This window comes from Pseudooceanicola algae (assembly GCF_003590145.2).
GTDB lineage: Bacteria > Pseudomonadota > Alphaproteobacteria > Rhodobacterales > Rhodobacteraceae > Pseudooceanicola > Pseudooceanicola algae.
In genome coordinates this window covers 2,888,877-2,901,163 of record NZ_CP060436.1, presented here as the reverse complement: position 1 = coordinate 2,901,163, position 12,287 = coordinate 2,888,877, and the positions used below count along the sequence as shown (strand labels likewise).

Genomic DNA, 12,287 nt, shown 5'->3' with positions numbered 1-12,287 from the left:
CCGGCCCATGCCCAAATCCGTTTGCGTGGCGGAAATGCAGGCACCAGCCACCCAGGCGGTCTGCGCCATGTTGACCGGGGCCGGGCATCAGGCCTGGTTCGTCGGTGGCTGCGTGCGCGATGCGCTGCTGGGCATCCCGCTCGGGGATATCGACATCGCCACGGATGCCCGTCCCGAAGAGGTCCAGCGCCTGGCCCGCGCGGTGGGTCTGAAACCGGTGCCGACCGGGATCGACCACGGCACGATCACCGTTGTTTCAGGTGGTATCCCGCATGAGGTCACCACCTTTCGCCGCGATGTCGAAACTGATGGCCGCCGCGCTGTCGTGGCCTTTGCCGAGCACATCGAAGAAGACGCCCGGCGGCGTGATTTCACCATGAATGCGCTTTATGCGGCGCCCGATGGCCGGGTTGTCGATCCGCTGGGGCAGGGGATCACCGACCTTGCGGCCGGTCGGTTGCGGTTCATCGAAGACCCCGATCAGCGCATCCGCGAAGATTACCTGCGCATCCTGCGTTTTTTCCGCTTCCACGCGCGATTTGCCGATCGCGAGGCCGGGTTCGATGCCGATACCCTTGCCGCCATCGCCGCCAATGCCGAAGGGCTGGACGGCCTGTCGCGCGAACGGGTCGGGGTCGAGATCACGCGCTTGCTGGCTACCGCCGATCCCGCTCCTGCGGTGGCGACCATGGCGCAGCTTGGCATTCTGACGCGCCTTCTGCCGGGGTCCGGGCCGCGCGCGCTTGGCCCCCTGATCCATGGCGAGGCCCTTGCCGGTCTTGCGCCCGACTGGCGTTGCCGTCTTGCCGCAATCTGCGCCGAGGACCCGAGCGCCGCGCTACGCTTGTCCAAACGCGATGCCGCGCTGATCGCAGCCCTGCGCGAGCAGGCGGCGGGAACCGCGAGCCCGGCCGAACTCGGCTATCGCAACGGCAGCCTGGCGACGCAGATTCTGGTGCTGCGCGCCGCCCTGTTCGAGGTTCCGTTCGATTCCGCGACCCTGCCTCTTGCGGCGCAAGGCGCAGGTCAGGTCTTTCCCATCACCGCGCGGGACCTGATGCCGCGCTACAGTGGGGCTGCCATCGGCGCAAAGTTGCAGGCGCTTGAGGCGAAGTGGATCGATTCCGGTTTCGCACTGGACCGCGCGGCGCTGCTGAGGGACGATCAGGGTCCGGAATAGCGCCCCGTCGCGGCAAGTCCCGTGGTCCCGATCCCGCCACAAGGACGGCCTTGCAGCCTTCGCCCTTGCAACCGGTCGTGCCCCGGTCCCTTATTCTGCCCGGAAAGGCCGCTCATGTTGAAACCAGAAAAGCTTATCGATCCGTTCCAGATCGCCCGGACCGCACCTCCTGACACCCTGTTGAAATTCATGATCTGGCTTCTGCGCGGGGCCTTTCCCGCGTTGACGCTGGCCGCATGTCTGGCTGCCCTTGCCGGCGGGATGGAGGCCGGGACGGCTTGGATTCTGGGCCGCGTCGTCGATGGCGCCGATGCCGCCGGGCCCGAAGGCTTTTTCTCGATGGAGAATATCGTGCTGCTGGCCGGATCTGTCGGGTTCTTCCTGATCGCGCGGCCGTTGTTCTTCGGGGCCTCGACCATGGCCAATGCGATGATCATCCAGCCGAATGTCTTTACGCTGGTGCTGTCGCGGCTGCATCGCTGGACCATGGGCCAGTCGGTCACCTATTTCGACAATGATTTCGCCGGGCGGATCAGCCAGAAGCAGATGCAGACGGCGCGGGCGATGACCGATGTGGCCTTCGAATGCATCAACGTGGTGGCCTTTGCCCTTGCCTCGGTCGGCGGGGCCGTGGCGCTGATGTTGTCGATCAATGCCTGGCTCGGGGTCGGTTTCGCGATCTGGCTGGTGGGGTACCTGGGGCTGATCGCCTGGTTCATGCCGCGCATTCGTCAGCGCGCGGGGCTGCGGGCGGCGGCGCGGGCCATGGTCTCGGGGCAGATCGTCGACACGATCACCAACATCAAGACGGTCAAGTTGTTCGCCCACGCGGATCACGAGGACAAGGCGGCGCTGGAGGCGCTTTCGGGGTTCCGCGAAGCCGCGCTCAGCTTTGGGCGCCTGTCCTCGGTCTTTCGCACGATCCTGACCCTGATGGGGGGCGTCCTGCCGGTGATTCTGGTCGGCGGCGCGCTGGCCTTCTGGGCCAATGGCACCGCCAGCGTCGGCGACATCGTCGCCGCCGGGGCGATTTCCGTGCGCATGGCACAGATGACCGGTTGGGTCAGCTTTTCCCTGATGGGGATCTATGGGTCGATTGGCGAGGTTGAGGATGGCATGGAGACCCTGGGTCGCGCTGTGCGACTGTATGATCGCGACGGCGCGACGGCGCTGCAGGTGCCGGCTGGTCGTGTGCATTTCGATCACGTGAATTTCGCCTATGGTCAGGAAAAGGGCGGCGTGAAGCAAGTCGATCTGGACATCGCGCCGGGCGAAAAGATCGGCATCGTCGGTGCCTCGGGGGCGGGGAAGTCGACGCTGGTTTCGCTGCTGCTGCGGCTTTACGACCCCGAGGGCGGCAAGGTGGTGATCGACGGGCAGGACATCAGCGCCGTCACGCAGGACAGCCTGCGCCAGAAGATCGCCCTGGTCACGCAGGACACGGCCATGTTCAACCGCTCGGCCCGCGAAAACATCCTCTATGGTCGCCCCGACGCCAGCGAAGAGCAGATGATCGAGGCCGCCCGCAAGGCCGAGGCGGATCATTTCATCCGCGATCTGATCGATTTCGGCGGTCGCAAGGGCTACGAGGCCCGGCTGGGCGAACGCGGTGTGAAGCTGTCCGGCGGGCAGCGTCAGCGCATCGCCCTAGCCCGCGCCATTCTGAAGGATGCGCCGATTCTCGTGCTGGACGAGGCGACCTCGGCGCTGGACAGCGAAGTCGAGGCGCAGATCCAGACCGCTCTTGAACGGGTGATGGAGGGCAAGACGGTGCTGGCCATCGCGCACCGCCTGTCCACGATCGCCCACATGGATCGGATCGTGGTTCTGGAAGGCGGCGAGATCGTCGAGATCGGCAGCCACAGCGACCTTCTGGAGCAACAGGGCGTCTATGCCCGCTACTGGTCGCGGCAGTCGGGCGGTTTCCTTGATACACGGGATGCGGCGGAATAGGGCTTTGCTGTGGGCGGCGGCTCATTTAACCAGACGGCCATGGAATATCTGATCGAGAAACTTGGCCATCATGGCGATGGCATGGCCCATGGCGCGGATCGTACCCCGGTCTTTGCCCCGATGACCCTGCCCGGCGAACGCGTCACCGGCACGCTGAACGGCGACCGTCTGGAAAACGTCAAGATTGTGCTGCCCTCGCAGGACCGCGTCGCGGCGCCCTGTCGGCATTTCCGGTCCTGCGGTGGCTGCGTGGTGCAACATGCGGGTGATGGCTATGTCGCGACATGGAAACGCGGCATCGTCGAAACGGCGCTGAAGGCCCAGGGGATCGCAGCGGAGTTTGCCCCGGTCGTGACCTCTCCGGCGGCATCGCGGCGGCGCGCCACCCTGTCGGCCCGGCGCACCAAGGGCGGCGCGATGTCTGGTTTCCACGGTCGTGCCTCTGGCGTCATCGTCGAAATCCCCGACTGCAAACTGCTGCATCCGGCCCTGATGCGCGCCCGCCCCGTGGCCGAGGCGCTGGCCATGACCGGCTGTGGTCGCAAGGGGGAACTGGCCGTGCAGGCGACCCTGACCGAAGGCGGGCTGGACATCTCGGCCACCGGGGGCAGGCCGCTGGACGAACCCCTGCGCTTTGCCTTGACCGAAACTGCGCAGGCGCAGGATATCGCCCGGCTGGCCTGGGACGGCGAAGTGATCGTTACCCGGCAGTCCCCCGATCAACGCTTTGGTCGCGCGCGTGTGACCCCGCCGCCGGGCGCCTTTCTGCAGGCGACCGCGGAAGGCGAAGCCGCGCTGCTGGCCGCCGTGACCGAGATTACCGCCGGCGCCCGCAAGCTGGCCGACCTGTTTGCCGGCTGCGGCACCTTCGCCCTGCCCCTGTCCGAACGGGCCGAGGTTCTGGCTGTCGAAGGCGACCCGGCCATGACCGAGGCCCTGGTGGCGGGCTGGAAGCGGGCCGGGGGTCTGCATCGGCTTGAGGCGCGGGCGCGTGACCTGTTCCGCAATCCGCTGGCGGCCGAGGATCTGAAGGGCATCGACGCCGTGGTCATCGACCCGCCCCGCGCCGGAGCCGAGGCACAGACCCGCGAACTTGCCCTGTCGGGTGTGCCGGTGATCGCCTTCGTGTCCTGCAACCCGGTGACCTTTGCCCGCGACGCGCGTGTGCTACTGGATGCGGGCTATTCCATGGGCACGGTTCAGGTCGTGGATCAGTTCCGCTGGTCGTCTCACGTGGAACTTGTGGCCGGTTTCACTCTCACAACCGCGTGAAGGCGATTTAGCGGCTTCTTTGATCGGCGTGATTCTGCTAATTTCATCGGAAAACATCAAAAAACAGATGGAAAAACGATGATACGGGCAGTGTTGATCCTCGTCCTGGTGCTGACCATGGCGAGTTGTTCCAAATTCGAGACCTATGACGGACCGGAAGTGACCCGCGTCTATGTCTTCAAGCAAGAGCGCCGCATGTACCTTATGCACGGCAATCAGGTGCTGAAGGCCTATGACATCGGGCTGGGCTTCGCGCCGACCGGCGCCAAGCAGTTCCGCGGCGATGGCAAGACTCCGGAAGGGGTCTACTACATCGACCGGCGCAATCCGAATTCTCAGTTTCACCTTTCGGTGGGGATTTCCTATCCCAACCCCAACGACCTCGCCTTCGCGCAGGCCAATGGGCAAAATGCCGGCGGGGATATCTTCATCCACGGCAAGCCGGACAAGTACCGCAACGCCGGCAACGACTGGACCGCGGGCTGCATCGCCGTGACCAATGAAGAGATCGAGGAAATCTATGCGATGATCGGCGACGGAACCCAGATCGCCATCTATCCCTGAGGGCGAAAGCCGGCCCCTTGCGGGGCATTTCCCCTCGGCGGAAAATCGCAAACGAAAACGCCCGGAGCGCCGTTCAGCGTCTCTCCGGGCGGTATCGCGAGGGGGTCATGGGGTCCGGATCGGCATTTTCCGAGGGACCGAATCACCCTATTCGGTGGTGTATTGCGCCAGCGACATCGCCGCACCCATGGTGCCGGAGGACCCTAGGACCATGGTCCACCAGATCTTGCCGGTGTTCTCCTGGTACCATGCGAAGCCCATGTCGGTGGCGTCGGGGTCCAGGATGATCCGCCGGGTGTCTTCCTGATCCATCCAGGCCGAAAGCGTCTCCAGCTCGGTCTCGTAGGTTTCGGAAATTGTCTCTCCGACCAGTTCGCCGGAATAACCGACACGGCGGACCCGATCGATGGGCGAAGACCCGTCGGACCCGAAGTGCCAGGGGCGGTTCTGGTTCGACATATCCTTTGCATGCGTGGCTGCAGCGGCTGTCAGCTCTGAATTCAGCTGCACGGCACCGGCGCCGGAGGCGGCGCGCAGGGTGTTGATCGAATCCAGCATCTCGTAGGGGATGGTATTTTCGGCGCGCGACGGGATCCGGTACAGCTTCGGCAGCGGCTTTCCGTCCGATCCAAGCCTCTGGGGCTGTGAAGACGGCGAAGGTCCACAAGCGGAGAGAGCGATGAGGGCGGTCGAGATCAGAATGGTAAGACGCATGAAAATCCTGCTTGGGAATAGCCTTCGTTTAGCACTACCGTGCTGCATGAGCAGATTCAAACGCACAAGCCCGTGATTTGGTTCATTGACACTTGTTTGATTTGCGACCGCGTCAAAAGCGCAATACCATAAGCAGGAGCGTCCGATAAGCCGGAGACAGTGATGAGCATCCCCCCGTTTAAATTTCCGACCCGCCGCGGCTTCCTTGCGGGCAGCGCGGCCCTGCTGGCCAGCCCGGCCCTGGCGCAAAGCCAGTCCTCAGGCGAGGGGTCCGATTATGCGACCCCTTTCGAGAACTCGACCGAGGTCGAGCGTGACCCGAACGAGGTGGTCCGTCACAATATATCGTCCTTCCGGACGTTGGATTGGCGGCCCTATTTCGACAACACCAGGAACGGCGCCGTTCTTGTCGATCTCTCGTCGCGGGCACTACATTTCTGGTCTGATGACCAGTCGATCTACAAGCTGTACCCGACATCGGTGCCGTTGAACGAGGATCTGACCCGCCGTGGCCGGACTTCGGTCATCCAGAAGGTGGTCGCGCCTACGTGGCGTCCGACGCCGTCGATGCGGGAAAGAAACCCGGAATGGCCGCTGGTCGTCGAAGGCGGCGCGCCGGACAATCCGCTGGGCCCGCTGGCGCTGTATCTCAGCTGGACCTACTACCGTATCCACGGCACGCACGACACTCGCAAGATCGGCCGCCGTTCCTCCAATGGCTGTATCGGGCTCTACAACGAGCATATCACCGAGCTGTTCGAGCTGACCAATGTCGGTACGCAGGTGTTGCTAATTTGACGACATTTCCCTGTGGTCAGTGGGTCTTAACGATCTTCCATTTGATTTTTCCAGGCCGTCCCGCTTACATCTGAATCACGAGGTACGTCTTGGGTGCCTGTATGCGTACAACTATCGCGTGATAGGCCTTTATCTGGAGGATAAAATGAAGAAACTCGTTCTCGCCGCTGTTCTGGCCGGTGCCGCAACTTCCGCCACCGCCGGTGCATATTCCGAGCCGGTGATCGAAGCTCCGGTCATCGTCGAAGAAACCACCAGCTCGTCGTCCGGCATCATCCTGCCGCTGATCCTGCTGGCTGTTATCGCAGCTGTTGCTGCAAGCGAATAATTTTCGACCTGGTCGGAAATGGAGAAGGCGGTGGTTTTGCCACCGCCTTTTTTCTTTGCCCAATGCCTTCCGCCGCCTGATTCGGGCGCCAGGGCCAGTCCCCGGTACGCGAGTCCCCGGTGCTTCAGTCCCTAGTCCAGCCAACCTGCCAGATTCGCCACGATTCGATCCGTCAGCGCTGCGATATGGGCAGCATCGTCGTTGAGGCAGGGGATATAGGTAAAACTTTCGCCGCCGGCTTCGATGAAGCTGTCGCGAATCTCTTCATTGATCTCTTCCAGCGTTTCGATGCAATCGGCCGAAAACGCCGGGGCACAGATCGCGATTCGCCGGTTGCCGGCTTTTGCCTGCCGGGCGACTTCGTCCACCGTGGCAGGCTTCAGCCATTCTTCGGGGCCGAACTTCGACTGGAAGGTCGTCAGTACACGGTCCTTGTCCCAGCCGAGCTTCTCGCGCAGCAGTCGCGTCGTCTTCTGACAGTGGCAATGATAGGGGTCACCCGCCGTCAGGTAGCGTTCCGGCAGCCCGTGGTAGGAACAGATCAGCAGGTCGGGCTGGCCATCCGGCAGGGCGCGGGTCACCGACTGCGCCAGCGCGTCGATAAAGGCGGGATTGTCGAAATAGGGCGGCAGGGTGCGGGCCGCCGGTTGCCAGGTTTCCTGCATCAGTGCGCGAAAGAACTGGTCGTTGGCGGTGGCGGTCGTGGCCCCGGCATATTGTGGATACAGCGGGCAGAACAGGATCTTGCTGCACCCGGCCTCGACCATCGCGCGGACCTTGGAGGCCGTCGATGGGTTTCCATAACGCATGCAGTAATCGACCAACACCTGGTCGCCGTAGCGCGCGTGAAGGCTGTCCGACAACGCCGCGTGCTGTTGCTTGGTGATCGTCAGAAGCGGGCTCTCATCGGCCTCTTCGTTCCAGATCGACCGATAGGCAGCACCGCTTTTCTGGGGCCGTATGCTCAGGATGATGCCCTGCAGGATGGGTTGCCATTTCCATTTTGGGTAGTCGATAACCCGTTGATCCGAAAGGAACTCAGACAGGTATCGCCGCATCGACCAGTAATCGGTCCCGTCCGGCGTCCCGAGGTTGGCCAGCAGGATCCCGACCTTTTCGACGGGAATCTTCGGGTGATCGGCGGGCGCCTGGGTTCGGTCCATCTTCGGTCTCCTGCTGCTGTCTTGTCCGCAAATAGGGATTCCAGACCCCCGGTCAATGCGGCCTGTCGTAGCGTTTCAGCTTTTCAACGGGGTTTCCCGCGTCCCGAGCGCATCCGCAAGCGAGGCCCTGGCCGAGCCGGGGCGCAGGGGTTGCTGCTGCGAGGCATCGGGGGACCAGCCGGTCAGGGTGACCATTTCAAAGGTCGCGGGGACCCGTCCGTCGCTGTCGCCGTAGGTCTGCAGGTAAAGCGCCATTGCGCGCAGGATCACCGCGCGGCGCGTTGGCTGACGCAGGCGACCGGCCAGGGCATTGGCCTCGCCCATGGCGCGCAGATCCGCCAGCAGCTTGTAGGGAGAACTGAAGCTGACCGTCACCAATTCGCTGTCGGCCACCGGCAGGGCCAGCCCGGCGCGTTGCAGCAATCCGCCAAGGTCGCGAACTTCGCCCATGGGGGCGATGCGTGGTGACAGCCCGCCGGTTACCTCGATCTCTGCCTGGCCAAGGCATTCGCGCAATTCGGTCAGGGTGCGTCCGCCGAACAGCACCCCAAGGAAAAGCCCGTCTGGCCGCAGGGCCCGCCGACACTGAATCAATTGCCCCACCGGGTCATTCGCCCAGTGGAGGTCCAGAACATGCAACACCAGGTCGGCGCTTTCCAATTCCAAATCAAGGACTTCTGTGGCGGGCACCAGCCGGGGCCGGACAGGGAAGTCCTGTGCCAGATCCTGCCAGAACGCGGGGAAGGGCGTGACGAGGGCCGGCTCTGTAAATGACTTGTTAACGATACTGATCCGATCCTGAAGATCCTCCGCCACGCGGTGATGCAGGAACAGCCCGTCCGCTGTTGCGCGGGCGCGGCGGGCGGCGAGGGCTTTGGGATCGGTCAGAAGGGGCGTTGTCATGGGTCGGATAGATAGGCGCTTGGGCCGGGCAGTTCAAACGGCATTGCGACTGGTCTACCCGGCGCGCTGTCTTGGCTGTGGTGGCATCGTGGAAAGCGATTTCGGCCTTTGCGGTCCCTGCTGGGCCGAGACGCCCTTCATCGGCGGGCTGGCCTGCGACCTGTGCGGCGCGCCGCTGCCCGGCGGCGACCCGGACGAGATCGCCCATTGCGACGATTGCCTGCGTACGCCGCGCCCCTGGCATCGGGGCCGCGCGGTGATGCTTTACGAAGACCTCGGCCGCCGGTTGGTGCTGGGCCTGAAACATGGCGACCGGCTGGACATTGCCGCGCCGGCGGCCTTCTGGATGGTCGATACCGCCGCGCCACTCTTGCAGGACGGCATGATCGTTGCGCCGATTCCGCTGCATTGGCGGCGACGGGTCAGCCGGGGCTACAACCAATCGGCCGAAATCTCGCGCCGACTGGCGCGCCGTTTGCAGGATCGCGGGGCGCTGGATCTGCCGGACCTGCTGTGCCGTCCCCGCGCGACGCCCAGCCTTGATGGCAAAAGTGCGGCTGACCGCTTTGCCGCCCTTGGGGACCGCCTGGTCGTGACCCCGGCCCGGCGCGCCGCGCTGGTGGGCCGCCCGGTGCTGTTGATCGACGACGTGATGACCTCGGGGGCGACATTTTCGGCGGCGACGCGGGCCTGCCTCGACGCCGGTTCGGGGCCGGTTTCGGTGCTGGCTCTGGCGCGGGCGGTCAAAGCGCCTTAGGTTGGGGCCGAATGCACGACCGTCGGAGTTCCCATGCAAGAGATCGAGATCTACACCACCCGCTTCTGCGGCTTCTGCCATGCCGCCAAGCGCCTGCTTGACGAAAGGGGCCTGGCCTATTCCGAGATCGACGTGACCGGCGATTCCGAAGGCCGCGCGGCGATGACCCAACGCGCTGCGGGCCGAACATCGGTGCCGCAGATCTTTGTCGGCACGACCCATGTCGGGGGCTGCGATGACCTTTATGCGCTGGACAGTTCCGGCAAGCTCGACAGCCTGATTTCAGGCGTATGAAGGCCGCGCTTCTGCAGATCACCTCCTCTGACAGCCCGGAGGACAACCTGGCCATGATCCGCGCAATGGTGGTCGAGGCGGCGCAGAATGGCGCCGGTTTCGTGCTGACGCCCGAGGTCAGCAATTGCCTGTCCTCGTCGCGCAGCCGCCAGAATGCGGTGCTGTGCCTGCAGAAAGACGACCCCACCCTTGCCGGGCTGCGCGAAACGGCAGCAGACCTTGGCATCTGGTTGCTGATCGGCTCCCTCGGGGTGAAGACCGGTGATGCGGACGGGCGTTTTGCCAACCGGTCCTTCCTGATTTCCCCGGAAGGCGAGATCGCGGCCTGGTATGACAAGATCCACATGTTCGACGTCGATGTGTCGGAGACCGAGACCTATCGCGAATCCGACGGCTACCGCCCCGGGTCCCGCGCCGTTGTCGCCCAGACGCCCTTTGGCACGCTGGGTCTGACGGTCTGTTATGATGTGCGTTTTCCCTACCTGCACCGGATGCTGGCCCAGGCGGGGGCGACGATCCTGACCGGCCCGGCGGCCTTTTCGCCGGTCACGGGTGCCGCGCATTGGCACACCCTGTTGCGGGCCCGCGCCATCGAGACCGGCTGCTATGTGCTGGCCCCGGCTCAGACCGGTACCCATCCCCGTACCGAAGGGCGCGAACGCAAGACCTATGGTCATTCGCTGGCCGTGGCCCCCTGGGGCGAGGTGCTGCTGGACATGGGCACCGCGCCGGGCATCGGTTATGTCGACCTTGATCCGGGGGCCGTCGCCTCGGCCCGGTCGCGCGTGCCGACCCTGACCCACGACCGAGAGATCCGCCTAGACCGATGAGCGACGCCCGTAGTTCCCTAGCCATCGCGTTGTTCTCCGAAATCCTGGCCGCCGACCAGATGACCCGGAACCGGCTGAGCAAAGTTCTTCCCAAGGGAATGGAGCTGTCGCATTTTTCCGTGCTGAACCATCTGGCCCGGGCCAACGCGGAACGAAGCCCGGCGCAGCTTGCCCAAAGCTTTCACGTCACGCGCGGCGCGATGACCAACACGCTGTCAAAGCTGGAATGGGCCGGCTACGTCCATATCCGCCCCGATTGGGACGATGCGCGGCGCAAGATGGTGGCGATCAGCCCGGCTGGTCGGCAAGCCCGTGACAATGCGCTGACGGCAGTTGCGCCGATGTTTGCCGGGGTCCTCGACGATCTGGGCGAAGACAAGATCCGCGCCGTTCTGCCCCTGCTGCGCGAATTGCGCGCCAAGCTGGAGGAAGACCGCTAGGGCGTTGCTTTCAGGCGAGGATCGTCAGCGCAGCCGCCCCGCCGTAGATCCCCAGCAGTGCAAGGGAATCGAACCCGATCCCCGCCGGCCCCTGACGTTCGCGCACGATCAGCCCGCCCAACAGGGCCACGGTCATCAGCAGCGCGGTCACGATCCAGAAATAATCGTCCATGCCGACTGCGTGGTAAAGCGACCCATCGCGATAGGCTGCATCCGACAGCGGCAGGAACAGCGTGTCAAAGGTGTTGCCCCCGATAATACCCCCCACGGCCAGCTGCAGCGCGCCACGCCGCACGGCGGCCAGCGTCGTGACCAGCTCGGGCAGCGATGTAACAACCGCCGTCATCAGCGCGCCGACCAGTGCGCCCGACAGGTCCAGCATATCCGTCAGGGCCCCGGCGCTTTGCCCGATTGCCCAGCCGGACAGGGCCATCAGCCCCATCAACCCGCCGAATTCGCCATACAACCGAATATTGGATTTGTCGGCGGTCCCGGCTTCTTCTTCCTCGGGCGCATCGGTGCGCGTTTCGCGGGTTTTCACCGGGTGCCACATGGGCTCTTCCCGCACCGCCTGACTGATCATCAGCCCCGCGATATAAAGCGTCGGAATAAGGAAAGAGACCGGGTGAATGGCGAAAAGCGTCACCTCGGGTGTGACGAGCGCGGACAAGGGCAACAACAGCAGGAAGATCAGCAGGATACCCTGCACGACATTGGTCAACTCTGCCGCGGCATGTTCCAGATTGGCGCGCCGAAACGCCAGGTCGGCCAGCGCCAGAAAGGCCGTCTGCGCCGCGATCCCTCCAACCGAATTCGAGAAGGCGAGCGACGCCCGCCCTTCCAGCGCCGCATTCACCGACACCACGGTGCCCGAAAGCGAGGTTGCCGCACCGAGGATCACGGCCCCCGCAATGGCTTCGCCCAACCCGGTACGATCAGCAATCTTGTCGGCATAGCCGGTCATGATGACGCCGGACACGGCAATCACCAGACCGGAAACAGCGAAAATGGCAAGCAGGGCGGGCAGCGGAAGAGAAGCGATCATGGCGCCTCAACGCCCCGACCCGCTGCCGGTTCCGCTTTCTTGCGGC

14 protein-coding genes are annotated in these 12,287 nt (G+C 64.3%); 10 read left to right on the top strand and 4 right to left on the bottom strand.

The features are described from left to right. Positions 1 to 7 precede the first annotated feature (7 nt). The 4 genes from PSAL_RS13535 (at position 8) to PSAL_RS13520 (ending at position 4,969) form a co-directional block, all read left to right on the top strand. Complete coding sequence (locus PSAL_RS13535) at positions 8 to 1,180, top strand: CCA tRNA nucleotidyltransferase (protein ID WP_231388520.1); 1,173 nt, start codon at positions 8 to 10, stop codon at positions 1,178 to 1,180. 114 nt (positions 1,181 to 1,294) lie between these two features. Next, on the top strand, positions 1,295 to 3,133 hold the full coding sequence (locus PSAL_RS13530; protein WP_196222917.1) for an ABC transporter ATP-binding protein: 1,839 nt from the start codon (positions 1,295 to 1,297) through the stop codon (positions 3,131 to 3,133). Between the two features lie 39 nt (positions 3,134 to 3,172). After that, a complete protein-coding gene (locus PSAL_RS13525) occupies positions 3,173 to 4,405 on the top strand; it encodes a class I SAM-dependent RNA methyltransferase (protein ID WP_119841148.1) in 1,233 nt (410 codons plus the stop codon). Positions 4,406 to 4,483: 78 nt separating this feature from the next. After that, positions 4,484 to 4,969 (top strand): L,D-transpeptidase family protein, encoded by a 486-nt coding sequence (locus PSAL_RS13520; RefSeq protein ID WP_119841147.1) that lies wholly within the window; start codon positions 4,484 to 4,486, stop codon positions 4,967 to 4,969. A gap of 147 nt (positions 4,970 to 5,116) precedes the next feature. Here PSAL_RS13520 and dalA read toward each other — a convergent pair whose 3' ends face one another. Beyond that, on the bottom strand, positions 5,117 to 5,683 hold the full coding sequence (gene dalA / locus PSAL_RS13515; RefSeq protein ID WP_119841146.1) for a divisome-associated lipoprotein DalA: 567 nt from the start codon (positions 5,681 to 5,683) through the stop codon (positions 5,117 to 5,119). Positions 5,684 to 5,845: 162 nt separating this feature from the next. Here dalA and PSAL_RS13510 point away from each other — a divergent pair, with 162 nt between their 5' ends. Together PSAL_RS13510 and PSAL_RS13505 are read left to right on the top strand one after the other, a co-directional pair. Next, the gene (locus tag PSAL_RS13510; RefSeq protein ID WP_119841145.1) at positions 5,846 to 6,481 is read left to right on the top strand and encodes a L,D-transpeptidase; all 636 of its coding nucleotides are present in this window, start codon (positions 5,846 to 5,848) and stop codon (positions 6,479 to 6,481) included. 145 nt (positions 6,482 to 6,626) lie between these two features. Continuing rightward, positions 6,627 to 6,809 carry a hypothetical protein gene (locus PSAL_RS13505; protein WP_119841144.1) on the top strand — a complete coding sequence of 61 codons (183 nt, stop codon included), beginning with the start codon at positions 6,627 to 6,629 and terminating at the stop codon, positions 6,807 to 6,809. 131 nt (positions 6,810 to 6,940) lie between these two features. Here the strand turns inward: PSAL_RS13505 and hemH are convergent, their stop codons facing one another. Both hemH and PSAL_RS13495 read right to left on the bottom strand, forming a co-directional pair. After that, the gene (hemH, locus tag PSAL_RS13500) at positions 6,941 to 7,972 is read right to left on the bottom strand and encodes a ferrochelatase (RefSeq protein ID WP_119841143.1); all 1,032 of its coding nucleotides are present in this window, start codon (positions 7,970 to 7,972) and stop codon (positions 6,941 to 6,943) included. Positions 7,973 to 8,047: 75 nt separating this feature from the next. Beyond that, on the bottom strand, positions 8,048 to 8,875 hold the full coding sequence (locus PSAL_RS13495) for a methyltransferase domain-containing protein (RefSeq protein ID WP_119841142.1): 828 nt from the start codon (positions 8,873 to 8,875) through the stop codon (positions 8,048 to 8,050). On the opposite strand from PSAL_RS13495, the gene PSAL_RS13490 reads away from it, so the two are divergent. The 4 genes from PSAL_RS13490 to PSAL_RS13475 are packed head-to-tail and all read left to right on the top strand — an operon-like array spanning position 8,874 to position 11,196. Next, positions 8,874 to 9,632, top strand: a complete 759-nt coding sequence (locus tag PSAL_RS13490) for a double zinc ribbon domain-containing protein (protein WP_119841141.1) — start codon at positions 8,874 to 8,876, stop codon at positions 9,630 to 9,632. The two genes, PSAL_RS13495 and PSAL_RS13490, sit on opposite strands and share 2 nt — an antisense overlap. A gap of 33 nt (positions 9,633 to 9,665) precedes the next feature. After that, a complete protein-coding gene (grxC, locus tag PSAL_RS13485; RefSeq protein ID WP_119841140.1) occupies positions 9,666 to 9,926 on the top strand; it encodes a glutaredoxin 3 in 261 nt (86 codons plus the stop codon). Beyond that, positions 9,923 to 10,756, top strand: coding sequence for a carbon-nitrogen hydrolase family protein (locus PSAL_RS13480; protein ID WP_119841139.1), 834 nt, complete (start codon positions 9,923 to 9,925; stop codon positions 10,754 to 10,756). The genes grxC and PSAL_RS13480 overlap by 4 nt, the downstream gene beginning before the upstream one ends. After that, positions 10,753 to 11,196 (top strand): MarR family winged helix-turn-helix transcriptional regulator, encoded by a 444-nt coding sequence (locus tag PSAL_RS13475; protein WP_119841138.1) that lies wholly within the window; start codon positions 10,753 to 10,755, stop codon positions 11,194 to 11,196. Before PSAL_RS13480 ends, PSAL_RS13475 begins: the two co-directional genes overlap by 4 nt. Positions 11,197 to 11,206: 10 nt before the next feature. Here the strand turns inward: PSAL_RS13475 and PSAL_RS13470 are convergent, their stop codons facing one another. Beyond that, positions 11,207 to 12,241 (bottom strand): sodium:calcium antiporter, encoded by a 1,035-nt coding sequence (locus PSAL_RS13470; protein ID WP_119841137.1) that lies wholly within the window; start codon positions 12,239 to 12,241, stop codon positions 11,207 to 11,209. Positions 12,242 to 12,287: the final 46 nt, after the last annotated feature.

Bases quoted from the DNA above. Each gene is read 5' to 3' on its own strand.
- PSAL_RS13535 (WP_231388520.1), top strand. From the start codon at position 8: ATGCCCAAATCCGTTTGCGTGGCGGAAATGCAGGCACCAGCCACCCAG.
- PSAL_RS13530 (WP_196222917.1), top strand. From the start codon at position 1,295: ATGTTGAAACCAGAAAAGCTTATCGATCCGTTCCAGATCGCCCGGACC.
- PSAL_RS13525 (WP_119841148.1), top strand. From the start codon at position 3,173: ATGGAATATCTGATCGAGAAACTTGGCCATCATGGCGATGGCATGGCC.
- PSAL_RS13520 (WP_119841147.1), top strand. From the start codon at position 4,484: ATGATACGGGCAGTGTTGATCCTCGTCCTGGTGCTGACCATGGCGAGT.
- dalA (WP_119841146.1), bottom strand. From the start codon at position 5,683: ATGCGTCTTACCATTCTGATCTCGACCGCCCTCATCGCTCTCTCCGCT.
- PSAL_RS13510 (WP_119841145.1), top strand. From the start codon at position 5,846: ATGAGCATCCCCCCGTTTAAATTTCCGACCCGCCGCGGCTTCCTTGCG.
- PSAL_RS13505 (WP_119841144.1), top strand. From the start codon at position 6,627: ATGAAGAAACTCGTTCTCGCCGCTGTTCTGGCCGGTGCCGCAACTTCC.
- hemH (WP_119841143.1), bottom strand. From the start codon at position 7,972: ATGGACCGAACCCAGGCGCCCGCCGATCACCCGAAGATTCCCGTCGAA.
- PSAL_RS13490 (WP_119841141.1), top strand. From the start codon at position 8,874: ATGGGTCGGATAGATAGGCGCTTGGGCCGGGCAGTTCAAACGGCATTG.
- PSAL_RS13495 (WP_119841142.1), bottom strand. From the start codon at position 8,875: ATGACAACGCCCCTTCTGACCGATCCCAAAGCCCTCGCCGCCCGCCGC.
- grxC (WP_119841140.1), top strand. From the start codon at position 9,666: ATGCAAGAGATCGAGATCTACACCACCCGCTTCTGCGGCTTCTGCCAT.
- PSAL_RS13480 (WP_119841139.1), top strand. From the start codon at position 9,923: ATGAAGGCCGCGCTTCTGCAGATCACCTCCTCTGACAGCCCGGAGGAC.
- PSAL_RS13475 (WP_119841138.1), top strand. From the start codon at position 10,753: ATGAGCGACGCCCGTAGTTCCCTAGCCATCGCGTTGTTCTCCGAAATC.
- PSAL_RS13470 (WP_119841137.1), bottom strand. From the start codon at position 12,241: ATGATCGCTTCTCTTCCGCTGCCCGCCCTGCTTGCCATTTTCGCTGTT.